The organism is Streptomyces sp. NPDC033966 (genome assembly GCF_055575955.1).
Genome location: NZ_JBVIRQ010000006.1, coordinates 493,857 through 517,960, shown reverse-complemented (window position 1 = coordinate 517,960; position 24,104 = coordinate 493,857). Strand labels below are relative to the sequence as shown.

Genomic DNA, 24,104 nt, shown 5'->3' with positions numbered 1-24,104 from the left:
TCCCCGCTCGCCCTTCTCGCCTCCGGACGGGCCCGGGTCGCCCTTGGGGCCGGCGGGGCCGGGGACGCCCTGGAGGCCCTGGCGGCCGTCCTTGCCGTCGGCGCCGGGCTTGCCGGGCTTGCCGTCGGCGCCGGGCTTGCCGTCCTTACCGGGCTTGCCGTCGTGGCCGCGGGGTCCGGGCCGGCCGTCCTTGCCGTTCTTGCCGGGGTCGCCCTTCTCGCCCTTCTCTCCCCGCTCGCCCTTCTCGCCTCCGGACGGGCCCGGGTCGCCCTTGGGGCCGGCGGGGCCGGGGACGCCCTGGAGGCCCTGGCGGCCGTCCTTGCCATCGGCGCCGGGCTTGCCGTCGTGGCCGCGGGGGCCGCGCCGGCCGTCCTTGCCGGGGTCGCCCTTCTCGCCCTTCTCGCCCTTCTCGCCGGGGTCGCCCTTCTCGCCCCTGAGGCCCGGCAGTCCCGGCTTGCCGTGGTGGCCGTCGTGGCCCGGCCGGCCGTCGTCGCCCTTCGGGCCCGTCACCGGGGTGGCCACGGCGAACAGGGCCGGGGCGTCCATTCCGTTGGACCACTCGCCGCCGTCCAGCGTCGTGCCCTGCGGGGCCTTCGGGTCCACCCGCAGGGTCACGGCCAGCCGCGTCTGCGTGTTCGCCGGGAAGGCGTAGCCGGCGCGGGTGCCCGCATCGCAGGTCAGCAGGCGGGCGTCCGCCGAGCGGGTGCACGAGCCGGCCGCCCGCCGGCCGTTCCAGTAGAAGCGGGCCTCGGGGAAGGTGGTCCGCTCCGGGGCGGTGATCCGGAACGTGCTGCTGCGCGCCGGGTCCTCGCCGTTCATGGCCGCGATGACGACGCGGCCCGTCTTGCCGGGGGCGATGGAGGGGACGTACGGCTGGGAGAACCGGATCTGGGACGCGTCGGCCAGGGCCGGTACCGCCGGCACCAGGCAGGACGCGGTGACGGCCGCGACGACGAGGGCCGAGGAGACGGAGCGTGAAGCAGGCAAGGGGAGTTCCTCCGCGAAAGGAAGGGCGCTGGGGAGAAGCACCCCCAGTTATGCGGGATCGCGCGGAGGAGTGGTGCGTACCACGCGGGCACGTCACTCGGCCGCCGGAACAATACGGATAAATCTGGATGTTGTGATCGAGAGGGCCAACGCGACCAGGGCGGCGGCGGCCGGGAGGGCATAGGCCGCGGTGGAGCCCAGGCGGTCGACGGCCTGGCCCGCGGTGGCGGAACCGGCGGCGATGCCGGCCATGATCGCGGTGACGGCGAGGCTCATGCCCTCGTTGAGGCGGCCGGACGGAGTGGCCCGCTGCACCAGGGCCATCGCACCCACCATCACCGGCGCCGTGGCCATCCCGGCCAGCAGCAGCGCCAGAGCCAGGAGCACCAGGGAACCGGTGGCGGCGGCCGCCCAGGGCAGGGACATCGCCGCGGCCAGCACCAGCAGGCAGGCCCGCAGGCTCCGCGGGCGGCGGGTGCCGTAGAACAGCCCGGCGGCGCAGGAGCCCGCCGCCTGGAGCGCCAGCACCGGCCCCGAGGTGCCGCCGAGGCCCAGGGCGGCGAGGTGGGCGATGGAGGCCACCTCCATCGAGCCGAACACCGCACCGGCGGCCAGGAGCAGGCCCAGCAGCGGGAGCAGGGCGCGCAGCGGCGACGGGCCCAGGGCGGCGGGCGGCGCCCCGGTCGCGGGGGGCTCGGTGGCCCGGTGCGCGGTGAAGACCAGCATGCCCATGAGCAGCAGGGCCGCCCCGGTGAGGGTGCCCGCCTCCGGGAAGGCGGCGGTGCACAGGAAGGCCGCGAGGACCGGGCCGAGCATGAAGCACAGCTCGTCCGCGGCCTGTTCGAAGGACATCGCCGTGTGGTGCTCGGAGCGGGGCAGCAGGTGGGTCCAGCGGGCCCGGGACATGCCGCCGATGTTGGGGGTCGTCGCGGTGGCCGCGTACGAGGCGAACAGGGTCCACGCGGGGGCCTGCGTACGGACGCACACGACCAGCGAGAGCGAGCCGAGAACGGCGATCACGGTGGCCGGTACGGCGATCCGGGCCTGCCCGTACCGGTCGGTCAGCCGGGCCGTCCAGGGCGCGACGAGGGCGGTGGCGGCCAGCCCGGTGGCGGTGACCGCGCCGGCCAGGGCGTACGAGCCGCGCTGCCCGGCGATCATCATCACCGCGCTGACCCCGAACATGCCCATGGGCAGCCGGGCCAGCAGGTTCCCGGCGGTGAAACCGCGCGTGCCGGGACGGGAGAAGAGACGGGCGTACGGGCCGCGGGCACGGGCGCGGGCGCGGGCGCGCGCGGGAGGCGTGGGAGGGGCCGGGGCGGGGGGCGGGGACGGGGGAGCCAGGACCAGGGTGCTGCCGGTCACGGCCATGAGCGGGGATTCTTGCGGCATGCCCCGAGCCTGCGGCCCGCCCCCGGCGGCGGTCCAACACCTGTTCCGGGGCCATTCACGCGCTCAGGTTGTTAATCTCCGGGGATGACCGCCCGTGACGTGGACCCCCGCCTGCTGCGCGGCTTCCTCGCGGTCGCCGAGGAACTGCACTTCTCCCGCGCCGCCGCCCGCCTCTACATCGCCCAGCAGGCCCTCAGCCGCGACGTCCGCCGCCTCGAACAGGCCCTCGGCACCCCGCTGTTCCTGCGCACCACCCGTGCCGTCGAGCTCACCCCCGACGGCGAACGGCTCCTGCCCCACGCCCGCGACGTGCTCCGCGCCCACGAGGCCCTCGCCGCCGCCTTCGCCGGACCGCCCCGCGCCCTGCTCGTCGACACGAACACCGACGGCCCCAGCACCGGCCGCCGCGTCCTGGAACGCGCCCGCGAACTCGCCCCTGGATGCGAACTGATGGCCCGCTTCGAGAGCGGCCTCACCCACGCCGCCACCGAGATCGCCGCCGGCCGCCTCGACGTCTCCTTCGGCTACGCCGCCGGCCTCGAACCCGCGCTCCGCGCCCGGCTCGGCCACCGCCCCGTACGCTACGAACCCCTCGCCGTCCTGCTCCCAGAGGACCACCCGCTCGCCGCCCTGGACCGCGTACCGCTCGCCGCACTCGCCGGCGAGAGCGTGTACGCCGGCGCCGGGAACCCGCGGACCCTGGAGTGGACCGGCCTGGCCCGCGAGCTCTTCGCCGGCCGGGACATCGCCGTCGCCCCGCCCGCCCCCGTGGCGATGGGCAAGGAGGAGTTCGTACGGGTCATGGCCAAGACCCGCAACCCCGTCCTGGTGGCCATCGGCTTCCTCGACATGCCCGGCAGCGTCAAACGCCCCCTCGTGGACCCCGTACCGCTGTCCCCGCTGTCCATGGTCTGGCGCAAGGGCCTCGACCACCCCGGCCTCGCCGCCCTCGACCGCGCCGCCACCGAACTCCAGAACGCCGGAGGGTGGCTGGAAGTCCCCCCGGACAGCTGGCTCCCGGCAGCGCTCACACCCGCCCCCGGCGGCGGGTGAGTGCAAGGTTTCCCACCGGTCATCCGGCGGGGACCGGGGCCGAAACGCGCCGTTCCTAGCCTCCTCACCACAGAGCACGACAGCTGTGGAGGGTGGAGGCGTGTGATGACCAGTAGTACGACCGCACCGCGCAGGGGAGGCCGCTGGATCGAGCGGTGGGAACCCGAGGACGAGACGTTCTGGCGGGAGGGCGGGGAGCGGATCGCCCGCCGCAACCTCCTCTACTCCGTGCTCTCCGAGCACATCGGCTTCTCCATCTGGTCGCTGTGGTCCGTGATGGTGCTCTTCATGGGCCCGCAGTACGGCATCGACCCCGCCGGCAAGTTCTTCCTCATCGGCACCGCCACCTTCGTCGGAGCCCTCGTCCGCATCCCCTACACCTTCGCCGTCGCCCGCTTCGGCGGCCGCAACTGGACCGTCGTCAGCGCCCTGCTGCTGCTCGCGCCGACGATCGCCGCCCTCATCGTCATGGAACCCGGAACCTCCTACGGCACCTTCCTGGCCGTGGCCGCGCTCACCGGCGTCGGCGGCGGCAACTTCGCCTCCTCCATGACGAACATCAACGCCTTCTTCCCGCTCCGCAAGAAGGGCTGGGCGCTCGGCCTCAACGCGGGCGGCGGCAACATCGGCGTCCCCGTCGTCCAGCTCGTCGCACTGCTGGTCATCGGCACCGCCGGAGCCGGACACCCCCGGCTGCTGCTCTGGACCTACCTCCCGCTGATCGTGCTCGCCGCCGCACTGGCCCTCGTACGCATGGACAACCTGGCACCGGTCCGCAACGACGGCGGCGCCATCCGCGAGGCCGCCCGGGACCCCCACACCTGGATCATGGCCTTCCTCTACATCGGCACCTTCGGCTCCTTCATCGGCTACAGCTTCGCCTTCGGGCTCGTCCTCCAGACCCAGTTCGGACGGACCCCCCTCCAGGCCGCCTCCCTGACCTTCATCGGCCCGCTCCTCGGCTCCCTCGTCCGGCCCGTCGGCGGAGCGCTCGCCGACCGCTTCGGCGGGGCCAAGATCACCCTGGCCACCTTCGTGGCGATGGCCGCCGCGACCGGGGTGGTCCTGCTGGCCGCCGTACGCGAATCCCTGCCGGTCTTCCTCGTCGGCTTCGTGGCGCTCTTCGCCCTCAGCGGGCTCGGCAACGGCTCCACCTACAAGATGATCCCCGGCATCTTCGCCGCCAAGGCCCTCGCCCGCGGCCTCGACGGCGAAGCGGCCGCCGCCCACGGAAGGCGGCTGTCCGGCGCCGCCATGGGACTCATCGGAGCCGTCGGCGCGCTCGGCGGCCTCGCCATCAACCTGGTGTTCCGCTCGGCCTTCCTGGAATCCGGCTCCGGAACGACCGCCTTCACCACCTTCCTCGGCTTCTACGCGGTGTGCTGCGCCGTCACCTGGGCGGTATACCTTCGCCGGCCGGCCGTCGCACAGGCCACCGCCGCCACCGGGGACGCGAAGAAGGCCCAGCTCACCTCGGTGTGAGATGTCACCGGGCCGGTTGCGGGCCGGTTAACTGGCCCGAAATGCGGTGGAACCGAGCCTGACACGACGCCTTGGCAGGCTCGGAACATCCCCGACGCAGGAAACCCTCAGGGCAAGGCAGGTCACCACGATGGACGACGCTACGCACGGCCCCCTGGCCGGATTCACCGTCGGAGTCACCGCCGCCCGCCGGGCGGACGAACTCATCGCCCTGCTGCGCAGGCGCGGAGCCGCCGTCATCCACGCCCCCGCCCTGCGGATCGTGCCGCTCGCCGACGACAGCGAGCTGATGGCCGCCACCAAGGAACTCGTCGACAACCCGCCCGACGCCGTCGTCGCCACCACCGCCATCGGATTCCGCGGCTGGATCGAAGCCGCCGACGGCTGGGGCATCGGCGAACAGCTGCTGGAGCGGCTGCGCACCACCGAACTGCTGGCGCGCGGCCCCAAGGTCAAGGGCGCCGTACGGGCCGCCGGACTGGTGGAAGCCTGGTCCCCGCAGTCGGAATCGCTGGCCGAGGTACTGGACCGGCTGCTGACCGGCGGTGTCGCCGGGCGGCGCATCGCGCTCCAGCTGCACGGGGAACCGCTCCCCGGGTTCGTGGAGGCCCTGCGCGACGGAGGGGCCGAGGTGGTGCCCGTACCGGTGTACCGGTGGATGCCGCCCGAGGACCTCGCACCGCTGGACCGGCTGCTGGACGCGATCGCCGTCGGGGCCGTCGACGCCGTCAGCTTCACCTCCGCGCCAGCCGCCGCCTCCCTGCTGTCCCGGGCCACCGAGCGGGGCCTGCGCGAAGCGGTCCTGGAGGCGCTGCGCGGGCCCGTCGCCGCGGCGTGCGTGGGACCCGTCACCGCGCTGCCGCTCCAGGCCGAAGGGGTGGAGAGCGTCCAGCCGGAGCGGTTCCGGCTCGGGCCGCTGGTACAGGTGCTGTGCCGCGAACTCCCCGGCCGGGCACGGGTACTGCCCGTCGCCGGACACCGGCTGGAGATCCGGGGGCACGCGGTGCTCGTCGACGACGCGCTGCGCCCGGTCCCGCCCGCCGGGATGGCCCTGCTGGCCGCGCTCGCCCGGCGGCCCGGCTGGGTGGTGTCCCGGGCGGAGCTGCTGCGCGCGCTGCCGGGAGCGGGCACCGACGAACACGCCGTCGAGACGGCGATGGCCCGGCTGCGGGCGGCCCTGGGGGCGCCGCGGCTGATCCAGACGGTCGTCAAGCGCGGGTACCGGCTGTCGCTGGACGCGGGGGAGGGCGAGGGCTGGAGCGCGGGGGCGGGCGTCCGTTAACGTGCCCGCATGATCATCAACGGGGTGGAGATGAAGGGCCTGGCGGTCGAGCACGCCGCCGGCCTGGCCGACGTACTGACGCGCAACCGGGCCGCCATGAAGCCGTACGAGCCCCTGCGCACCGAGAAGTTCTACACCGAGGCCGGGCAGCGCGAGCGCATCGAGGGGATGCTCGACGAGCGCGACGGGGGCCGGCTCGTACCGTACGTGTTCGTCGAGGCGGACGGTGGTGCCGTGGTCGGGGCCATGAACCTCGGCAGCATCGCGCTCGGGCCCCTGTGCAGCGGCGGCGTCGGCTACTGGATCGACAAGGCCTGGCACGGCAAGGGCCTGGCCACCGCCGGCCTGGCGGAGGTCGTCCGGGCCGCCCGCGAGGACTTCGGGCTCCACCGGGTGGAGGCCCAGACGATGGTGGACAACTACGCCTCCATGCGGGTCCTGGCCAAGAACGGCTTCACCGAGATCGGACTCGCACCCGGCTACCTCCACATCGACGGCGCCTGGCGCGACCACCGCCTCTTCCAGCGGGTGCTGCACGACGAGACTCCGGGCGCCTGACCGCGCGGGGGCTTCCGCTTCGCGGCCGTCAGCGGCACTCTGGGGGCGTCCCAGTCCCACGGCGACGAGGCGGCGACGAGGCGGTGACGGGCATGTGGACGGGCATGTGGTTCGACTCCGGGCGGGTCTGTCTGGACCTGCTGGCTACGGGGTGCACGGACACCGAGGGGCTCCGCGACGGTGACGAACTGCGGCTGTGGCTCGTCGGCGCCGGCCTGGTCCCCGACCGCACCCCGCTCGGCCGGCTCGGCCCCGACTGGGTGGAGGCCTTCCGCTCGCTGCGCGACGACGTGGGCACCCTCGTACGGGCCGAACGGGCCGGCACCGGCCCGGAGGAGGACGCCCTCGCCCGGGTGAACGCGGCCGCCGCGGGACCGCCCCCGGGCGTGTGCGCGGTACGGGACCAGGAAGGCCACCTCGTCCGGGAACTCTGCGGCGGGGTGGAGTGCGCCGGGATGCTGGCCGCGGTGGCCCGGGACGCGGTGGAGCTCCTCACCGACCCCGGCGACCTGGCCCTGATCCGGTCCTGCGAGGGCGACGGCTGCGCCCGCCTCTACCTGGACACCTCCCGCGGCCACCGCCGCCGGTGGTGCTCCAGCGAACTGTGCGGCAACCGGGAACGGGTGGCCCGCCACCGGCGCCGGGTGCGGGTGGGGGAGGCGGTGGAGGCGTAGGGGGTTGGGGTTGGGGTGCGGGCCCGGCCGGGGCCGATGCCCGCACCAGCGGACGACGAGATCGTTCGGCTCCCGCTCTACGGGGCGTCGAAGCGGACGGAGCGCACCTCCAGGGTGTCCTTGGCCGGCGCGCCGTTGGCCCTCAGCCGCCACTGGGGGCCTTCGCAGCTCGCGTTGAGGTAGACGGTCACGGCGGTATCGGTCTGGTTGTGCGGGCCGTAGCCGGGCAGCTCTTCGTCGTCGCCGACGGCGTAGAGGTTGATGCACTTGCCGCTGTGCGGGTCGTGCAGCGTGGCGTACTGCTCGTGGCCGTGGTCGTCCACGTACTTGTAATGGAAGTTGCCCTGCGCGGCCTGGGCGGAGCCGGACATCGACAGGACGAGCGTGAGGGCGCCGAGGCACGCGCCGATGGTGCTGCGGAGCTTCATGAGAGGGGAATCCTTCCGGAAGTGATCGAAAGCACACGACAGGGCGGTGCGAGCCCGACCCTAGGAGGGATGCTCGGTGGTGAATCGATCCGCTGGATCACCCGCTCTGGCGCGTCACCCCGGCTCCACCTGTTCGGGTGAGAACGCCGACGTACCGGCCGTGGGCGTCCGGACGAGGCGTGCCTCCGGAAGCCTCGCTGCTCGAACCGCACTTCTGATCGACCGCCCGGGCATCGCCCCGATCCGCCGAGGCGGGCCGGCCCTGGTTAGGCTTCGAAGGTGAACGGCACGACGCATGGCATACGCATCCGACCCGGCGCCCTGGCGGACGCGCCGGCCGTACTCGACATGCTCGACGGCGCGGTGGCGTGGATGAACGCCCGCGGCAACACCGAGCAGTGGGGCACCACCCCGTACTCGCAGAAGCCCGGCGGGGTGGAGCGGGTCGACCGGTACCTGACCGAAAACAGCCCGTACGTGGCGGAGCTGGACGGGATCCCCGTCGGAGCCATGGTCCTGGACTCCGGCCCCAGCCCCCAGATGCCGATCGCTCCGGCCGGGGAACCCGAGCGGTACGTCCGCCTGCTCGTCTCCGACCGCCGCCGCGCGGGTCTGGGCGTGGGGGCGGCCCTGCTGGCACACGCCGCCGAGGAGACCCACCGCGCCGGCCTGGACCTCCTCCGCGTCGACTGCTGGGCGGGCGGCGGGGGCGAACTGGTCGCCTTCTACGAGCGCAACGGTTTCACCCGCACCGACACCTTCCTGTCCGGCACCTGGCCGGGCCAGGTCCTCGCCCGCCGGCTCTGATCCCCACCCCCGGACCCCACCCCCCAAGACGGGCGTGCGGACAGGGGCCGGATTCGCGTACGGTTGACGGTCGCCCATGCACGTCAGAAGGGGGCCTTGGTGGCCGCGCAGGATGCCGCTGTCGACAGCACGGCGGATTCCGTCCGCGATCGGGAGATCGCGGTCGAGCAGACGCATCTCGATCAGGTGTACCGACGCCTTGAGGAGAAGATCCACGAGGCCGAGTTCCTCATGAACGACGCCGCCCAGCGCGGCCAGGTCGGCACGCCGGGGGCGCTCGCCGAGCGGGACGCGCAGGTGTTCCGTGCCGGGATCCACCTCAACCGGCTCAACAACGAGTTCGAGGACTTCCTCTTCGGCCGGGTCGACCTCGTCCTCGGCAAGGACGGGGAGCGCGGCCCCGACGGGGCCTACACCTCCGTCGAGCCCGCCGACGACGCGATCCGCGCCGACCTCACCGCCGACATCGCGGAGACCCTGCACATCGGGCGCATCGGCGTGCTCGACTCCGACTACTCGCCGCTCGTCATCGACTGGCGCGCCCCCGCGGCCGCGCCGTTCTACCGCTCGACCCCCAAGGACCCCGGCCGGGTCATCCGCCGCCGGGTGATCCGCTCCAAGGGCCGCAAGGTGCTCGGTGTCGAGGACGACCTGATGCGCCCGGAGGTCACCGCGTCCCTCGACGGCCGGGAGCTGCCCGCCATCGGCGACGGCGCGCTGATGGCCGCCCTCGGCCGGGCCCGTACGCACACCATGCGGGACATCGTCTCCTCCATCCAGGCCGAGCAGGACCTGGTCATCCGCGCCCCCGCCGCCTCCGTCGCGGAGGTGGCCGGCGGGCCGGGCACCGGGAAGACGGCCGTGGCCCTGCACCGTGCCGCGTACCTCCTCTACCACGACCGCCGCCGCTACTCGGGCGGCATCCTGATCGTGTCCCCGACCCCTCTCCTCGTCGCCTACACCGAGGGCGTCCTGCCCTCGCTCGGCGAGGAGGGCCAGGTCGCCATCCGGGCGCTCGGCTCGCTGGTCGACGGCGCGGAGGCGAGCACGTACGACGAGCCGCCCGTGGCCCGGATCAAGGGCTCCTCGCGGATGCTGAAGGTGCTCCGTAAGGCCGTCCGAGGTGCTCTGGAGCTCGGCGACGCGCCCGAGCGGCTGCGCGTGGTGGCCTTCGGCCGGCGCGTGGAGCTGGAGGCGCCGGAGCTGAACCGGATCCGGCAGAACGTGCTCGGTGGCACCGCCCCCGTGAACCTGCTGCGCCCGCGCGCCCGCAAGCTCCTCCTGGACGCCCTGTACGCGAAGACGGGCGCGTCCGGCCGGCACAGCGACCCGGAGCTGGCGGCCGAGCTGCGCAGCGCGTTCGACGAGGACATCTCCACGGAGGACGACTTCCTCGGCTTCCTGAACGCCTGGTGGCCGGAGCTCACCCCGCGCCGGGTGCTGGCGGCGATGGCCGACGAGCGGCGGCTGGGCCGCTGGTCGCGGCGGGACCTGAACCCGCGTGAGACGCGCCAGCTGGCGCGTTCGCTGCGCCGGGTCGGCGCGGACGGCTCCGGCCCGCTCTCGGTGCACGACGTGGCCCTGCTGGACGAGCTGGGCCAGCTCCTCGGGGCGCCGGCACGCCCGAAGCGCAAGCGGGAGCTGGACCCGTTGGACCAGCTCAGCGGGCTGGAGGAGCTGATGCCGACCCGCGAGGAGACCCAGTGGGAGCGGGCCGAGCGGATCGCGGCCGAGCGGACCGAGTACGCGCACGTGATCGTGGACGAGGCGCAGGACCTGACGCCGATGCAGTGGCGGATGGTGGGCCGGCGGGGCCGGACGGGCACCTGGACGGTGGTCGGCGACCCGGCGCAGTCCTCGTGGACGGACCCGGACGAGGCGGCGGCGGCCCGGGACGAGGCGCTCGGATCCCGGCCGCGCAGGCGGTTCACGCTGACCGTGAACTACCGCAACCCGGCCGAGGTCGCCGAGGTGGCCGCCCGGGTGCTGGAGCTGGCGATGCCGGGCATGGAGCCGCCGACGGCGGTGCGCTCGACGGGCCTGGAGCCCCGCTTCAGGGCGGCCGGGGCGGACCTGGGCGCGGCGGTGCGGGAGGAGACCCGGCGGCTGCTGGGGCAGTTGGACGGCACCGTGGGCGTGGTCGTGGCGATGGACCGGCGTGCGGAGGCCGCGGGCTGGCTGGCGGACCTGGGCGAGCGGGCGGTGGCACTGGGCAGCCTGGAGGCCAAGGGCCTGGAGTACGACGCGACGGTGGTGGTCTCCCCGGCGGAGATCGCGCAGGAGTCCCCGGCGGGCCTGCGGGTGCTGTACGTGGCGCTGACGCGCGCGACGCAGCAGCTGACGGTGGTCTCGGCGGCGGGCGACAAGCCGGGCGCGGACGGCGTCCCGGAGCTGCTGCGCCCGTGACGCCGGGCGCGGGGCTCCGGCAGGCGCCCGCCCGCGGCTCCGCCGGCGGCTTCCGCCGCAGTTCCGCCCGCGGCTCCGCCGGCGGCTTCCGCCGCAGTTTCGCCGGAGCCGTGGTGGAGATCCGCCGGGGCCGCGCAGGACACGCCGTCGCCCTGATCGGCCGCTGACCGTGCGTGACCTTCCCTGACCCCCGTCTGACCGGCGGCGGACCGTCCCCGGACGGCTCGCGGCCAGGCGCGTGATCCGGGGTGTCCAACTCGCGGGAGGGGGGATCGCTTCCGGCGATCCTTTGTTAGCCTGGGTACGACACCGGCTCGATCCAAGCCCCCGGGCCCAACCTTCGTCGCTTAGAGCGACCACTTGCCGCGAGGCGAGCATGGCGGGTCGGTGTCTTAGTCGGTAGCACCAGGTCCGCGCCCTCCACCGAGTGGGGGGCGCGGACCTGTTTTGTGTTAACCCACCATTCCGGGAGCCCCAGTTCTCTCGTATGGTGGAAGAGTCTTTCCGAAATTTGTAGCTGGTTACCTTGTACCGGCTGGTAGGTGGGACGATCGGACAACAGGTCCTGCCCACCTGCCCATCGCTGGACGGTGTCGGGCGGGATCCGTGTACAGCGAAACCAGGGACAGAAGAGGAAACACGGCCATGGCAACGGCGCCCAGCGTCTCGTATTCGATGACGGTCCGCCTGGAAGTGCCCGCGAGCGGAACCGCGGTCTCCCAGCTCACCACCGCCGTGGAGTCTTCCGGAGGGTCGGTCACCGGCCTCGACGTCACCGCCTCCGGGCACGAGAAGCTCCGCATCGACGTCACCATCGCCGCCACCTCCACCGCGCACGCCGACGAGATCGTCGAGAAGCTGCGCGGCATCGAGGGCGTCAGCCTCGGCAAGGTCTCCGACCGAACCTTCCTGATGCACCTCGGCGGCAAGATCGAGATGTCGTCCAAGCACCCCATCCGCAACCGCGACGACCTCTCGATGATCTACACCCCGGGCGTCGCCCGCGTGTGCATGGCCATCGCCGAGAACCCCGAGGACGCGCGCCGCCTCACCATCAAGCGCAACTCCGTCGCAGTCGTGACCGACGGCTCCGCCGTCCTGGGCCTCGGCAACATCGGCCCGATGGCCGCGCTGCCCGTCATGGAGGGCAAGGCGGCCCTCTTCAAGCGCTTCGCCGGCATCGACGCCTGGCCGATCTGCCTCGACACCCAGGACGCCGACGAGATCGTCGCCATCGTCAAGGCCATCGCCCCGGGCTTCGCCGGCATCAACCTGGAGGACATCTCCGCGCCGCGCTGCTTCGAGATCGAGGCCCGCCTGCGCGAGGCCCTCGACATCCCCGTCTTCCACGACGACCAGCACGGCACCGCCATCGTCGTCCTCGCCGCGCTGACCAACGCACTTCGCGTCGTGGGCAAGGCAGTTGAGGACGTCAAGGTCGTCATGTCGGGCGCCGGCGCCGCCGGTACGGCCATCCTCAAGCTGCTCCTCGCCGCGGGCGTCAAGAACGCCGTCAGCGCCGACATCCACGGTGTCGTGCACGCCGGCCGCCCCGACCTGGTCGACGCCGCGCCGGACTCCCCGCTGCGCTGGATCGCCGACAACACCAACCCCGAGGGCTACACCGGCACCCTCAAGGAGGCCGTGGTCGGTGCGGACGTCTTCATCGGCGTCTCCGCCCCGAACGTGCTCTCGGGCGAGGACGTCGCCGCCATGGCCGACGGCGCCATCGTGTTCGCGCTCGCGAACCCGGACCCGGAGGTCGACCCGGCCATCGCGCGCCAGACCGCGGCCGTCGTGGCCACCGGCCGCTCGGACTTCCCGAACCAGATCAACAACGTGCTGGTCTTCCCGGGCGTCTTCCGCGGCCTGCTGGACGCCCAGTCGCGCACCGTGAACACCGACATGATGCTCGCCGCCGCGGCCGCCCTCGCCGACGTCGTCGGCCAGGACGAGCTGAACGCGAACTACATCATCCCGTCCGTCTTCAACGACAAGGTCGCCGGAGCCGTCGCGGGCGCCGTCCGCAAGGCCGCGCAGGCCGCCCAGGCCCCCGCTGTGACGGGGCCCACGGCCTGATACCGGCGCGTCGTGGGATGCGGGCCCGGCGGGGCGCCCATAGGGTTGCGGGGATGCCCGCGTGGTCCGCGGTCCGCATCCACCGGAGCCCCTGGTGCGGACGGAGCGTCACCGCGGCGTGACTGTGGCGCTTTTCGTGTGACCCTGGCGGGTGCCGGATTGGCTTTCCCGCCGCTGGTGGGGGCAGGATGCGTAACCGGGCGAGAGGGTCTGACGTTCAGACCCGGGTCCGGGGACTGTCCTAGGGCCCTGGCAGCATCGGCTTCGATCTCACGCCTCTAAGGCAAGTTGAACACGGGAGTACAACATGAACCGCAGTGAGCTGGTGGCCGCTCTGTCCGAGCGCGCCGAGGTGACCCGCAAGGACGCCGACGCCGTTCTGGCCGCGCTCGCCGAGACCGTCGGCGAGATCGTCGCCAAGGGCGACGAGAAGGTCACCATCCCCGGCTTCCTGACCTTCGAGCGCACCCACCGTGCCGCTCGCACCGCGCGCAACCCGCAGACCGGCGACCCCATCCAGATCCCGGCCGGCTACAGCGTGAAGGTCTCCGCGGGCTCCAAGCTCAAGGAAGCCGCCAAGGGCAAGTAGTACCGCCCTTGTGCCGAGGGCCGCACAGGCCCTCGGGACGGCAGTGGTACGTAGAACGGCCGAGGGCGGCCACCCCGCACGGGGTGGCCGCCCTCAGGCCTTTCCAGGGCCCCGCAGGGGCCCCGGAGGGCCCCCGTGGGGGGAAGATCAGACCAGGTCGCCGTTGGGCAGCTCGACCTTGGCACCGAGCTCCTGGAGCTTCTCCATGAAGTTCTCGTAGCCGCGGTTGATCAGGTCGATGCCGTGGACGCGCGAGGTGCCCTCGGCCGCCAGCGCCGCGATCAGGTACGAGAACCCGCCGCGCAGGTCGGGGATGACCAGGTCGGCGCCCTGCAGCTTGGTCGGGCCGGAGACGACCGCCGAGTGCAGGAAGTTGCGCTGGCCGAAGCGGCAGGCGCTGCCGCCCAGGCACTCGCGGTACAGCTGGATGTGAGCACCCATCTGGTTGAGCGCCGAGGTGAAGCCGAGGCGGGACTCGTACACCGTCTCGTGCACGATCGACAGGCCCGTGGCCTGCGTCAGGGCGACGACCAGCGGCTGCTGCCAGTCGGTCTGGAAGCCGGGGTGCACGTCCGTCTCCAGCGCGATGGCCTTCAGCGGGCCGCCCGGGTGCCAGAAGCGGATGCCCTCGTCGTCGATCTCGAAGGCGCCGCCGACCTTCCGGTACGTGTTCAGGAAGGTCATCATCGAGCGCTGCTGGGCGCCGCGCACGTAGATGTTGCCGCCGGTCGCCAGGGCCGCGGAAGCCCAGGACGCGGCCTCCAGACGGTCCGGGAGCGCCTTGTGGTTGTAGCCGCTCAGACGGTCGACACCGGTGATCCGGATGGTCCGGTCGGTGTCCACGGAGATGATCGCGCCCATCTTCTGCAGTACGCAGATGAGGTCCTCGATCTCCGGCTCGACGGCGGCGTTGCTGAGCTCGGTCACGCCCTCGGCCAGGACGGCCGTCAGCAGGACCTGCTCGGTCGAGCCGACCGACGGGTAGGGCAGGCGGATCTTGCACCCGCGGAGGCGCTGCGGAGCCTCCAGGTACTGGCCGCCCTCGCGCTTCTCGATGGTCGCGCCGAACTGGCGGAGCACGTCGAAGTGGAAGTCGATCGGACGGCCGCCGATGTCGCAGCCGCCCAGGCCCGGGATGAAGGCGTGGCCGAGGCGGTGCAGCAGCGGGCCGCAGAAGAGGATCGGGATGCGGGAGGACCCCGCGTGCGCGTCGATGTCGGCGACGTTCGCACTCTCGACGTAGGTCGGGTCGAGGATCAGCTCGCCCGGCTCTTCGCCGGGGCGCACGGTCACACCGTGCAGCTGGAGCAGACCGCGCACGACCCGCACGTCACGGATGTCGGGAACATTGCGCAGCCGGCTCGGCTCGCTGCCGAGCAGGGCGGCCACCATGGCCTTCGGCACGAGGTTCTTCGCACCGCGGACACGGATCTCACCCTCGAGCGGGGTTCCGCCGTGGACAAGCAGGACATCGTTGCCGGTCATGGATCTCGCGTTCCGGAGTGGATGGGCAGGGGACCAGACGTAAGGGTAAGGGCCACCACCCCCATGTTTGTATGGGTGACGGGGCCGTAGGACTGTCATGAATGGGGCACAGCACCCTCGGTGTCCGCCAGGTAGCGGAGTGTTGCGTTCCGGCGTGCGGGACGGTGCGCGCTCCTCTCTGCCGCCGTGCGCCCTGAGCTGCGCTTGATCCGAGAGCGCCGCCCGCTCCCCCCGAGGGGCGATTGTGCGAGATCATGTGCCCATGACCGAGGTGTCCTCCCTCACAGGGCGGCTGCTCGTGGCCACCCCCGCCCTCGCGGACCCGAATTTCGACCGCGCGGTGGTGCTGCTGCTCGACCACGACGAGCAGGGCTCGCTCGGCGTGGTCCTCAACCGGCCCACCCCCGTGGACGTCCGCGACATCCTGCTCCCCTGGGCCCCGCTGGCCGGCGATCCGGGGGTGGTGTTCCAGGGCGGCCCCGTCGCACTGGACTCGGCCCTGGGCGTCGCGGTGATACCCGGCGAGGAGGGCCCGCTCGGCTGGCGCCGGGTGCACGGGGCGATCGGCCTCGTCGACCTGGAGGCCCCGCCCGAACTGCTCGCCGCCGCCCTCGGCGCCCTGCGCATCTTCGCCGGGTACTCCGGATGGGGCCCCGGCCAGCTGGAGGCCGAGCTGGGCGACGGCGCCTGGTACGTCGTCGACTCCGAACCGGGCGACGTCTCCCACCCCGACCCCGAACGGCTGTGGCGGGCGGTGCTGCGACGCCAGCGCAGCGAGCTCGCGATGGTCGCCACCTATCTGGACGACCCGTCGCTGAACTGAGCCCGGCGGGGTTCAGTACCCTGGTTTTATGAGCACTCTTGAGCCCGAGCGCGGGACTGGTACGGGGACCCTCGTAGAACCGACGCCGCAGGTGTCCCACGGCGACGGCGACCACGAGCGCTTCGCCCACTACGTCCAGAAGGACAAGATCATGGCGAGCGCGCTCGACGGCACCCCCGTCGTGGCGCTCTGCGGCAAGGTCTGGGTCCCGGGCCGCGACCCGAAGAAGTACCCCGTCTGTCCCATGTGCAAGGAGATCTACGAGTCCATGGGCGCCGGCGGCGACAAGGACAAGGGCGGCAAGGACAAGTAGCGAGGTCCTGACCTCCGCCGCCGAAGGCCCCCGATGCGCGTGAGCGCGTCCGGGGGCCTTCGCCGTGTGCGCGGGGCGGGTTAGGGTCGGCGCGACGAGCGTCGCCCCGCGGGACGGGTGCCGTGCGGGACGCCGCGGACCGGCTGCCGCCGCCTCCGCGGGGGCGACCGGCCGGCTGCCGCGGAGGGCTGACGCATGGACCTGATCCCGCTACCCGAGAACGTCGTTCCCGACCCGGAGGGGCGCCGCCACACCTTCGGGCCCGAGCCCGTCCTCGACGCCGGGCCCGGGACCGGCGGCGTCGCGCGCTGGCTGCGCCGGGAGGTGGGCGCCGCCACCGGATGGGCCCTGCCCGCGCCCGCCGCCGGCGCGCGGGGCGACGTACGGCTGCGGATCGAGGCCCGGGGAGCGGGCGGGCTCCGGCCGGAGGCGTACCGGCTCGACATCGGCGCCGACGGAGTCGAGCTGACCGGCGGGGACGCCGCGGGGCTGTTCTGGGGCGCCCAGACGCTGCGTCAGCTGCTCGGCCCCGACGCCTACCGCCGGGCGCCGTTGCGGCCCGGGCGGACCTGGAGCCTGCCGTACGCGGCCGTCGCCGACAGCCCGCGCTTCGGATGGCGCGGCATGATGCTCGACACCGCCCGGCACTTCACGCCCAAGGACGGGGTGCTGCGCCACATCGACCTGCTCGCCGCCCACAAGCTGAACGTGCTCCACCTGCACCTGACGGACGACCAGGGCTGGCGGATCGAGATCAAGCGCCACCCCCGGCTCACCGAGGTCGGCGCCTGGCGGCCCCGCAGCCGGTGGGGCCACCGGGCCTCCCCGCTGTGGAACGAGACTCCCCACGGCGGCTTCTACACCCAGGACGACATCCGCGAGATCGTCGCGTACGCGGCCGAGCGGCACGTACGCGTCGTCCCCGAGATCGACCTGCCCGGGCACTCACAGGCCGCCATCGCGGCCTATCCCCGGCTGGGCAACACGGACGCCGTGGACACCGCCGCGCTCGGCGTGTGGGACGACTGGGGCATCAGCGAGAACGTCCTCGCGCCGACCGAGGAGGTACTGCGCTTCTACGAAGGGGTCTTCGAGGAGCTGCTGGAGCTCTTCCCGGCCGAGGTCTCGCCGTTCGTCCACGTCGGCGGCGACGAGTGCCCCAAGGAGCAGTGGCGGGCCTCGCCCGCCGCGCAGGCGCGCATCCGCGAGCTGGGCGTGGACGGGGAGGACGGGCTCCAGTCCTGGTTCATCCGGCACTTCGACGGCTGGCTCGCCGCCCGCGGCCGCCGCCTCATCGGCTGGGACGAGATCCTGGAGGGCGGACTCGCCGACGGCGCCGCCGTCTCCTCCTGGCGCGGCTACGCGGGCGGCGTCGCCGCCGCCGAGGCCGGGCACGACGTGGTGATGTGCCCCGAGCAGCAGGTGTACCTGGACCACCGTCAGGCGGACGGCCCCGACGAGCCGATGCCCATCGGGTACGTGCGCACGCTGGAGGACGTCTACCGCTTCGAGCCGGTGCCGCCGAAGCTGTCGCCGGAGGCCGCCGCGCACGTCCTGGGCGCCCAGGCCAACGTGTGGACCGAGGTGATGGAGAACCAGGCCCGCGTGGACTACCAGGTGTTCCCCCGGCTGGCCGCCTTCGCCGAGACGGTGTGGTCGCGGCTGCCGGAACCGGAATCCCGTGACTGGGCCGGGTTCGAGGCGCGGGCGAGCGCCCACCTGGCGCGCCTGGACGCCCTCGGGGTCGACTACCGGCCACCGGCCGGACCGCTGCCGTGGCAGCGGCGCCCGGGGGTCGTGGGACGCCCGCTCGAAGGCGCGCCCCCGATCGTGTGACTCGGGGGCGCGGGGGGCGCTCCGGCGCCGCCTGTCCGGAAGCGGAACTCTTCGGGAACCTTTGGAACTCTCGCTCAAAGGAGCCCGATCCGGGGAAAAACGGACGTTCGGGCGGAGGGCGGGCGGACCGTGCCGCGGGCGTCCCCCGGCCCGCCCGCCCGCCCCGTCCGAGGCCCCGCCCCGGCCGCGCACGGGCGGCGCCGGAGCGCGGGCCGGCGCCCGGTACGCGGGCGACCCTCGCGCCGGGCGGTCCCGAAGATGTGCCAGAGTTGCCACGTCCCGGCGGTGAGCACGTACCGTACGGCGGACAGGCGTGAGCGCCGGGACCGGGACATCGGGAAGGGGCAGCCGGGTTGACCACGCACGCACCGCACACACCGCATTCGGCTCAGGGGCCGCACGCACCGCACTCGGCTCTGGAGCCGCAGGCGGAGCGGGCGCAGTCCGTGATGCTGCCGGCCTCGCTCGACGAGGCCGTCGCGGCACTCGCCGCCATGCCCGCGGCCGTGCCCGTGGCGGGCGGCACCGACCTCATGGCCGCCGTCAACGCCGGGCTGCTGCGCCCCGCCGCCCTCGTCGGCCTCGGCCGGATCAACGAGATCCGCGGCTGGCAGTACCAGGACGGGCACGCGCTGCTCGGCGCCGGACTGACGCACGCCCGGATGGGGCGGCCGGATTTCGCCGCTCTGATCCCGGCCCTGGCCGCCGCCGCCCGGGCCGCCGGCCCGCCGCAGATCCGCAACGCCGGCACCCTCGGCGGCAACATCGCCTCGGCCGCGCCGACCGGTGACGCGCTGCCGGTGCTGGCCGCGCTGGAGGCGGAGCTGGTGATCGTCGGCCCCGGCAGCCTCGGTGACACCGGAAGCTCGCAGCGCGAGATCCCCGTCTCCCACCTGCTGGCCGGCCGCGACATGCTGCGGCCGGGCGAACTGATCGGCTTCGTGCGGGTGCCGCTGCTGCACGCCCCGCAGGTGTTCCTGAAGGCCACGGGGCGTACGGGGCCGGGGCGCGCGGTGGCGTCCGTGGGGCTCGTGCTGGACCCGGCGCGCCGCGGTGTGCGGTGCGCGATCGGCGCGGTGGCCCCGATGCCGCTGCGGCCGCTGGAGGCCGAGCAGTGGGTGGCCTCGCTGATCGACTGGGACGGGGACCGCAGCCTGGCCCCCGAGGCACTGGAGGCCTTCGGCGAGTACGTAGCGGCCGCCTGTGTGCCCGACCAGGGGGAGCAGGTGTCCTCGGCGGTACTGCACCTGCGGCGGACAGTGGCCGTGCTGGCGCGCAGGGCCCTGGGGAGGGCGCTGACCTCATGAGCGAGAACGAGAACGTGAGCGGAACGACGGGGAACGCGGGGAACGCGGGGCAGGCTGCCGGGGCCGGCAACGGCTGGGGCTGGGAGCCGGTTCCGCAGGGCGGCGAGTACGACAACGAGGCCACGGCCTTCGTGCAGCTGCCGCAGGAGATGCTGGACGCGCTCGACAGGGGCGAGCCGCTGGCGGCGCCCGGGCACGGCTTCGTGCCGCCGCCGATGATCATGCCGTTGGGGTCGGGCAGCACGGACCCCTCCGCCACCGGGACCTGGACGATGCCGGTGCAGTGGCCGGACGCCGGCTCGGGGACTGCTCCCGGGGCGGGCCCGGCCGCCGGGACCGCCGCGCAGGCGCCCGCCCGCGCACCGATCCCGGCGTCCATCCCGCTCCCGGCGTCGGTGGCGGCCGCCTTCACGGCGGCGCCCGCGGGGGAGGCCGAGGCCGAGCCGCAGGGCGGAGGGCCGCACGCGGAGCCGGCCGGAGGCGGGCCGCACGGCACGCTGGGCGGCGGACTGCACTTCGACCCGTCGGGCGGTACCCCCCTGCACGCGGAACCGCAGGGCGCGCCGCACGGCGGTCCCCACGCCGGTGCGCTGCACGCGGAGTCGCCCGGTGGCGGGCCGCACGGGACGCTGGGCGGCGGGCTGCACCTCGGCCCGCACACCGACCCCTACGCCGACCCCCACGCCGACCTCCACGCCGACCCGGATCCCGGCGCGACCGGCGAGTGGCACTTCCCCGAGGCGGTGCACCGCCCGGAGGACCCGATGGCCACCGGGCAGTGGACGCTGCCCGGCGGCGCGGATGACCCCGCCCTGGACGGCGGCTGGGGCCAGGCCGCCCCGGCGGTGCCGCCCGGCGGCGACTCCGCCCCCTGGGCCCCGCCCGCGGCGCCCGAGGCGGCTCCCGGGGTGCTGCTGAGCTCCGGCGTGCTCCCGGGCGGCGCCGCCGGCGCGCCCGCGGGCTCCCCGCCGGCGGGACGCGGTCCGAGGGTGCTGGGCGGCCCCGGCGTGGGCACCCCGCTGCCCGAGGGCTACCTCCAGGCCGGACCGGAGCCCGAGGCCGTGCCCGCGGCCGCCCCGGACATCGAGGCCTCGCACGGCCCGGCCGAGATGCCGGTCGAGGGCGAGCGGCCGCGTCCGGTGGAGGCCGACGGCGGCACTGAGGGCACCGAGACGGCCGGACACGGCTTCGCGGAGCCCCCGGCGGCGGCTCCGGTGGCGGCTCCGGTGGCGGCTCCGGTGGCGGCTCCGGCCGAAGCGGAGGCCGCGCCCGTGCCGCCCGGCGGCGGTGCCGACAGCGGTGTGTCGCCCCCGGCCGAGGGCGACACCGGGAGTTTCCCGGTCCAGGAGGCGGCGTACGAGGAAGAGCGGATCCCCGCCGTCGCCCAGCACGAGCACCCGTCGGCTTCCTACGTCCTGCGGGTCAACGGCGCCGACCGGCCCGTCACCGGGGCGTGGATCGGCGAGTCCCTGCTGTACGTGCTGCGCGAGCGCCTCGGCCTGGCCGGCGCCAAGGACGGCTGCTCCCAGGGCGAGTGCGGAGCCTGCGCGGTCCAGGTCGACGGGCGGCTCGTCGCCTCCTGCCTGGTCCCGGCGGCGACGGCGGCCGGCAGTGAGGTGCGCACCGTCGAGGGCCTCGCGAGCGGCGGGGAACTCTCGGACGTGCAGCAGGCGTTGTGCAGGTCGGGCGGGGTGCAGTGCGGGTTCTGCGTGCCCGGCATGGCCATGACCATCCATGACCTGCTGGAGGGCAACCACGCCCCCAGCGACCTGGAGACCCGCCAGGCGCTCTGCGGCAACCTCTGCCGCTGCTCGGGCTACAAGGGCGTCATCGAGGCGGTCCGCGAGGTCGTCGCCGAGCGCGAGGCCGGCGCGGCCGAGGCGGCGGCGGAGGCCGAGGCGCTCATCCCGCACCAGGCGCAGCCCGGTGAGGGCGGGATCCACCCGGCCCACCCGGCGGCACACGGGACGGACGGCTTCGACCCCTTCGGGTCGAACCCGGGCTCCGGCGTGTTCGACGGCGGCCAGGCGGGCTTCGACGGCCAGGCCGGCTTCCACGGCCAGGCGGGCCCGAACGGGACCGACGGCCTCCCCGGCCCGAACGGACCCGGCGGACTCGACGGACTCGACGGACTCGGCGGCCTGAACGGATTCGGCGGGGACCAGCACAACGGAGGCATGGCGTGAGCGGGCAGGACGCGGCCACGGCGACGGCCGGCACCACCACGACCACCACCATGGCGACGGTGAGCCTCGGCGCCGACGGCGACACCGAACAGCCCCGCCCCCTGCGCGGGATCGGCGTCTCCGTCCCCTCCGTGGACGCCCGCGCCAAGGCCGAGGGCACCTTCCCCTACGCCGCCGACCTGTGGGCCGAGGGCCTGCTGTGGGCCGCCGTGCTGCGCTCCCCGCACGCCCACGCCCGCATCCGCTCCATCGACACCTCGGCCGCCGCCGAGATGCCCGGCGTGCGCGCCGTCATCACGCACGCCGACGTCCCCGGCGCCACCACCCACGGCCGCCGCATCGCCGACCGGCCGGTCTTCGCCCACGACGTCGTACGCCACCACGGCGAGCCCATCGCCGCCGTGGCCGCCGACCACCCCGACACGGCACGCCTGGCCGCCGCCGCCATCATCGTCGAGTACGAACTCCTCGACGCCGTCACCGACCCCGAGCACTCCTTCGGCGCGGCCCCGCTGCACCCGGACGGCAACCTGATCCGGCACATCCCGCTGCGCTACGGCGACCCCGAGGCGACCGGCGAGGTCGTCGTCGAGGGCCTGTACCGGATCGGCCGCCAGGACCCCGCGCCCATCGGCGCCGAGGCGGGCCTCGCCGTGCCCCGCCCCGACGGCGGCGTGGAGATCTACACCGCCTCCACCGACCCGCACACCGACCGCGACCTCGCCGCCGCCTGCTTCGGCCTGGAGCCGGACCGGGTACGGGTGGTCGTCACCGGAGTCCCCGGCGCGACCGCCGACCGCGAGGACGCCGCCTTCCAGCTGCCGCTGGGCCTCCTGGCCCTGCGTACGGGCTGCCCGGTGAAGCTGGCCGCCACCCGCGAGGAGTCCTTCCTCGGCCACGCCCACCGGCACCCGACCCTGCTGCGCTACCGCCACCACGCGGACGCCGACGGCCGGCTGGTCAAGGTCGAGGCCCAGATCCTGATGGACGCCGGCGCCTACGCCGACGCCTCCGCCGAGTCCCTCGCGGCGGCCGTGGCCTTCGCCTGCGGCCCGTACGTCGTCCCGCACGCCTTCGTCGAGGGCTGGGCGGTCCGTACGAACAATCCGCCCTCCGGCCACGTCCGGGGCGAGGGCGCCATGCAGGTCTGCGCCGCGTACGAGGGCCAGATGGACAAGCTCGCCGCCGCCCTCGGCATCGACGGCGCGGAGCTGCGCCTGCGCAACGTCCTGGCGACGGGCGACCTGCTCCCCACCGGCCAGACCGTCACCTGCCCGGCCCCCGTCGCCGAACTCCTCCGCTCGGTACGCGACTTCCCCCTGCCCTCCCTCCCCAAGGACACCCCGGAGGAGGAGTGGCTGCTGCCCGGCGGCCCCGAGGGCGCGGGCGAACCGGGCGCGGTGCGGCGCGGCGTCGGCTACGGCGTGGGCATGGTCCACATGCTCGGCGCGGAGGGCGCGGACGAGGTCTCGACCGCCACGGTCAAGGTGGTGAACGGCACGGCCACCGTCATCTGCGCGGCCGTCGACACCGGCCAGGGCTTCGCCACGCTCGCCCGCCAGATCGTCCAGGAGGTCCTCGGCATCGACGAGGTCGCCTGCGCCCCCGTCGACACCGACCAGCCGCCGGCGGGCCCCTCCGCCCACGGCCGCCACACCTGGGTCTCGGGCGGGGCCGTCGAGCGGGCCGCGAAGATGGTCCGTACGCAGCTCCTCCAGCCCATGGCCCACAAGCTCGGCATGTCGACGGAGCTCCTCCAGATCCAGGACGGCCGGATCACGTCCTACGACGGGGCCTTCTCGATGACGGTCACCGAGGCCATAGAGGGCAAGGAGCTCTGGGCGACCGCCCAGTGCCGCCCCCACCCCACCGAACCGCTCGACGAGCACGGCCAGGGCGACGCCTTCGTGGGCCTGGCCTTCTGCGCGATCCGCGCGGTCGTCGACGTGGACATCGAGCTGGGCTCGGTACGGGTCGTGGAACTGGCCGTGGCCCAGGACGTCGGCCGCGTCCTCAACCCCCGCCAGCTGGAGGCCCGTATCGAAGCGGGCGTTACCCAGGGCGTCGGCGCGGCCCTGACCGAGAACCTCCGCTCGGTCGCCGGCCTGGTCCGCCACCCCGACCTGACGGGCTACGCCCTGCCGACGTCCCTGGACGCCCCGGCGGTGCGCATCGTCCGGCTGGTGGAGGAACGCGACGTCGTGGCCCCGTTCGGCGCGAAGGCGGCGAGCGCGGTCCCGGTGGTGACCACCCCGGCGGCGGTGGCCTCGGCGGTCCGCGCGGCGACGGGCCGGCCCGTGAACAGGATCCCGATCCGGCCGTCGGCGGCGGTCGCTGCACCGGTGCAGGCGGTGCCCAACTCCTAGCCGCTGGGCCTGTGGCGCGAGCGGGTGCGAACGGGGACGGGGAGCGGGGGA

The 24,104-nt window shown here is 74.2% G+C and carries 20 protein-coding genes; 16 read left to right on the top strand and 4 right to left on the bottom strand.

Annotation, left to right across the window (positions count from 1 at the left end; translation table 11 throughout):
- The coding region (locus ACZ518_RS20580) for a collagen-like domain-containing protein (protein WP_469114400.1) at nucleotides 1–987 on the bottom strand (987 nt) is incomplete at its 3' end.
- Nucleotides 988–1,080: 93 nt separating this feature from the next.
- Nucleotides 1,081–2,379, bottom strand: a complete 1,299-nt coding sequence (locus ACZ518_RS20575) for an MFS transporter (RefSeq protein WP_469114399.1) — start codon at nucleotides 2,377–2,379, stop codon at nucleotides 1,081–1,083.
- 84 nt (nucleotides 2,380–2,463) lie between these two features.
- On the opposite strand from ACZ518_RS20575, the gene ACZ518_RS20570 reads away from it, so the two are divergent.
- The 5 genes from ACZ518_RS20570 to ACZ518_RS20550 all read left to right on the top strand — a co-directional run bounded on the left by ACZ518_RS20570 (nucleotide 2,464) and on the right by ACZ518_RS20550 (nucleotide 7,428).
- Entirely contained in the window at nucleotides 2,464–3,432 is a 969-nt protein-coding gene (locus ACZ518_RS20570; RefSeq protein WP_469114398.1) for a LysR family transcriptional regulator, read from the top strand.
- Between the two features lie 105 nt (nucleotides 3,433–3,537).
- Nucleotides 3,538–4,914, top strand: coding sequence for a nitrate/nitrite transporter (locus tag ACZ518_RS20565; RefSeq protein ID WP_469114397.1), 1,377 nt, complete (start codon nucleotides 3,538–3,540; stop codon nucleotides 4,912–4,914).
- A 130-nt stretch (nucleotides 4,915–5,044) separates the two neighbouring features.
- The gene (locus ACZ518_RS20560) at nucleotides 5,045–6,196 is read left to right on the top strand and encodes a uroporphyrinogen-III synthase (protein WP_469114396.1); all 1,152 of its coding nucleotides are present in this window, start codon (nucleotides 5,045–5,047) and stop codon (nucleotides 6,194–6,196) included.
- Between the two features lie 9 nt (nucleotides 6,197–6,205).
- On the top strand, nucleotides 6,206–6,754 hold the full coding sequence (locus ACZ518_RS20555) for a GNAT family N-acetyltransferase (protein WP_469114395.1): 549 nt from the start codon (nucleotides 6,206–6,208) through the stop codon (nucleotides 6,752–6,754).
- A 92-nt stretch (nucleotides 6,755–6,846) separates the two neighbouring features.
- Nucleotides 6,847–7,428, top strand: coding sequence for a CGNR zinc finger domain-containing protein (locus ACZ518_RS20550; protein ID WP_469114394.1), 582 nt, complete (start codon nucleotides 6,847–6,849; stop codon nucleotides 7,426–7,428).
- 77 nt (nucleotides 7,429–7,505) lie between these two features.
- On the opposite strand, the gene ACZ518_RS20545 is transcribed toward ACZ518_RS20550, so the two are convergent.
- Nucleotides 7,506–7,856: a hypothetical protein gene (locus tag ACZ518_RS20545; RefSeq protein ID WP_469114393.1), complete on the bottom strand. Its 351-nt coding sequence runs from the start codon at nucleotides 7,854–7,856 to the stop codon at nucleotides 7,506–7,508.
- 279 nt (nucleotides 7,857–8,135) lie between these two features.
- Between ACZ518_RS20545 and ACZ518_RS20540 the strand changes: the two genes are divergently transcribed.
- The 5 genes from ACZ518_RS20540 (at nucleotide 8,136) to ACZ518_RS20520 (ending at nucleotide 13,737) form a co-directional block, all read left to right on the top strand.
- Nucleotides 8,136–8,663, top strand: coding sequence for a GNAT family N-acetyltransferase (locus ACZ518_RS20540; protein ID WP_469114392.1), 528 nt, complete (start codon nucleotides 8,136–8,138; stop codon nucleotides 8,661–8,663).
- A gap of 99 nt (nucleotides 8,664–8,762) precedes the next feature.
- On the top strand, nucleotides 8,763–11,069 hold the full coding sequence (locus ACZ518_RS20535; RefSeq protein ID WP_469114391.1) for a HelD family protein: 2,307 nt from the start codon (nucleotides 8,763–8,765) through the stop codon (nucleotides 11,067–11,069).
- Nucleotides 11,066–11,236: a hypothetical protein gene (locus tag ACZ518_RS20530; protein WP_469114390.1), complete on the top strand. Its 171-nt coding sequence runs from the start codon at nucleotides 11,066–11,068 to the stop codon at nucleotides 11,234–11,236. The genes ACZ518_RS20535 and ACZ518_RS20530 overlap by 4 nt, the downstream gene beginning before the upstream one ends.
- A 478-nt stretch (nucleotides 11,237–11,714) precedes the next feature.
- On the top strand, nucleotides 11,715–13,148 hold the full coding sequence (locus tag ACZ518_RS20525; RefSeq protein ID WP_469114389.1) for an NAD-dependent malic enzyme: 1,434 nt from the start codon (nucleotides 11,715–11,717) through the stop codon (nucleotides 13,146–13,148).
- A gap of 307 nt (nucleotides 13,149–13,455) precedes the next feature.
- Nucleotides 13,456–13,737 carry an HU family DNA-binding protein gene (locus ACZ518_RS20520; protein WP_007264399.1) on the top strand — a complete coding sequence of 94 codons (282 nt, stop codon included), beginning with the start codon at nucleotides 13,456–13,458 and terminating at the stop codon, nucleotides 13,735–13,737.
- A gap of 147 nt (nucleotides 13,738–13,884) precedes the next feature.
- On the opposite strand, the gene murA is transcribed toward ACZ518_RS20520, so the two are convergent.
- Entirely contained in the window at nucleotides 13,885–15,222 is a 1,338-nt protein-coding gene (murA, locus tag ACZ518_RS20515; protein WP_007264398.1) for a UDP-N-acetylglucosamine 1-carboxyvinyltransferase, read from the bottom strand.
- Nucleotides 15,223–15,484: 262 nt separating this feature from the next.
- On the opposite strand from murA, the gene ACZ518_RS20510 reads away from it, so the two are divergent.
- The 6 genes from ACZ518_RS20510 (at nucleotide 15,485) to ACZ518_RS20485 (ending at nucleotide 24,053) form a co-directional block, all read left to right on the top strand.
- The gene (locus ACZ518_RS20510) at nucleotides 15,485–16,045 is read left to right on the top strand and encodes a YqgE/AlgH family protein (RefSeq protein WP_469114388.1); all 561 of its coding nucleotides are present in this window, start codon (nucleotides 15,485–15,487) and stop codon (nucleotides 16,043–16,045) included.
- Nucleotides 16,046–16,073: 28 nt separating this feature from the next.
- Nucleotides 16,074–16,358: a DUF3039 domain-containing protein gene (locus tag ACZ518_RS20505; protein ID WP_007264396.1), complete on the top strand. Its 285-nt coding sequence runs from the start codon at nucleotides 16,074–16,076 to the stop codon at nucleotides 16,356–16,358.
- A 195-nt stretch (nucleotides 16,359–16,553) separates the two neighbouring features.
- The gene (locus ACZ518_RS20500; RefSeq protein ID WP_469114387.1) at nucleotides 16,554–18,194 is read left to right on the top strand and encodes a beta-N-acetylhexosaminidase; all 1,641 of its coding nucleotides are present in this window, start codon (nucleotides 16,554–16,556) and stop codon (nucleotides 18,192–18,194) included.
- Nucleotides 18,195–18,643: 449 nt separating this feature from the next.
- On the top strand, nucleotides 18,644–19,501 hold the full coding sequence (locus ACZ518_RS20495; RefSeq protein ID WP_469114465.1) for an FAD binding domain-containing protein: 858 nt from the start codon (nucleotides 18,644–18,646) through the stop codon (nucleotides 19,499–19,501).
- Nucleotides 19,498–21,687, top strand: coding sequence for a (2Fe-2S)-binding protein (locus ACZ518_RS20490; RefSeq protein WP_469114386.1), 2,190 nt, complete (start codon nucleotides 19,498–19,500; stop codon nucleotides 21,685–21,687). Before ACZ518_RS20495 ends, ACZ518_RS20490 begins: the two co-directional genes overlap by 4 nt.
- Before the next feature lie 50 nt (nucleotides 21,688–21,737).
- Nucleotides 21,738–24,053 carry a xanthine dehydrogenase family protein molybdopterin-binding subunit gene (locus tag ACZ518_RS20485; RefSeq protein WP_469114464.1) on the top strand — a complete coding sequence of 772 codons (2,316 nt, stop codon included), beginning with the start codon at nucleotides 21,738–21,740 and terminating at the stop codon, nucleotides 24,051–24,053.
- The last annotated feature ends 51 nt before the right edge of the window (nucleotides 24,054–24,104 follow it).

What these genes read in the sequence shown, in the direction of transcription:
- ACZ518_RS20575 (WP_469114399.1), bottom strand. Translation starts at nt 2,379, where the DNA reads ATGCCGCAAGAATCCCCGCTCATGGCCGTGACCGGCAGCACCCTGGTC.
- ACZ518_RS20570 (WP_469114398.1), top strand. Translation starts at nt 2,464, where the DNA reads ATGACCGCCCGTGACGTGGACCCCCGCCTGCTGCGCGGCTTCCTCGCG.
- ACZ518_RS20565 (WP_469114397.1), top strand. Translation starts at nt 3,538, where the DNA reads ATGACCAGTAGTACGACCGCACCGCGCAGGGGAGGCCGCTGGATCGAG.
- ACZ518_RS20560 (WP_469114396.1), top strand. Translation starts at nt 5,045, where the DNA reads ATGGACGACGCTACGCACGGCCCCCTGGCCGGATTCACCGTCGGAGTC.
- ACZ518_RS20555 (WP_469114395.1), top strand. Translation starts at nt 6,206, where the DNA reads ATGATCATCAACGGGGTGGAGATGAAGGGCCTGGCGGTCGAGCACGCC.
- ACZ518_RS20550 (WP_469114394.1), top strand. Translation starts at nt 6,847, where the DNA reads ATGTGGACGGGCATGTGGTTCGACTCCGGGCGGGTCTGTCTGGACCTG.
- ACZ518_RS20545 (WP_469114393.1), bottom strand. Translation starts at nt 7,856, where the DNA reads ATGAAGCTCCGCAGCACCATCGGCGCGTGCCTCGGCGCCCTCACGCTC.
- ACZ518_RS20525 (WP_469114389.1), top strand. Translation starts at nt 11,715, where the DNA reads ATGGCAACGGCGCCCAGCGTCTCGTATTCGATGACGGTCCGCCTGGAA.
- ACZ518_RS20520 (WP_007264399.1), top strand. Translation starts at nt 13,456, where the DNA reads ATGAACCGCAGTGAGCTGGTGGCCGCTCTGTCCGAGCGCGCCGAGGTG.
- murA (WP_007264398.1), bottom strand. Translation starts at nt 15,222, where the DNA reads ATGACCGGCAACGATGTCCTGCTTGTCCACGGCGGAACCCCGCTCGAG.
- ACZ518_RS20510 (WP_469114388.1), top strand. Translation starts at nt 15,485, where the DNA reads ATGACCGAGGTGTCCTCCCTCACAGGGCGGCTGCTCGTGGCCACCCCC.
- ACZ518_RS20505 (WP_007264396.1), top strand. Translation starts at nt 16,074, where the DNA reads ATGAGCACTCTTGAGCCCGAGCGCGGGACTGGTACGGGGACCCTCGTA.
- ACZ518_RS20500 (WP_469114387.1), top strand. Translation starts at nt 16,554, where the DNA reads ATGGACCTGATCCCGCTACCCGAGAACGTCGTTCCCGACCCGGAGGGG.
- ACZ518_RS20495 (WP_469114465.1), top strand. Translation starts at nt 18,644, where the DNA reads ATGCTGCCGGCCTCGCTCGACGAGGCCGTCGCGGCACTCGCCGCCATG.
- ACZ518_RS20490 (WP_469114386.1), top strand. Translation starts at nt 19,498, where the DNA reads ATGAGCGAGAACGAGAACGTGAGCGGAACGACGGGGAACGCGGGGAAC.
- ACZ518_RS20485 (WP_469114464.1), top strand. Translation starts at nt 21,738, where the DNA reads ATGGCGACGGTGAGCCTCGGCGCCGACGGCGACACCGAACAGCCCCGC.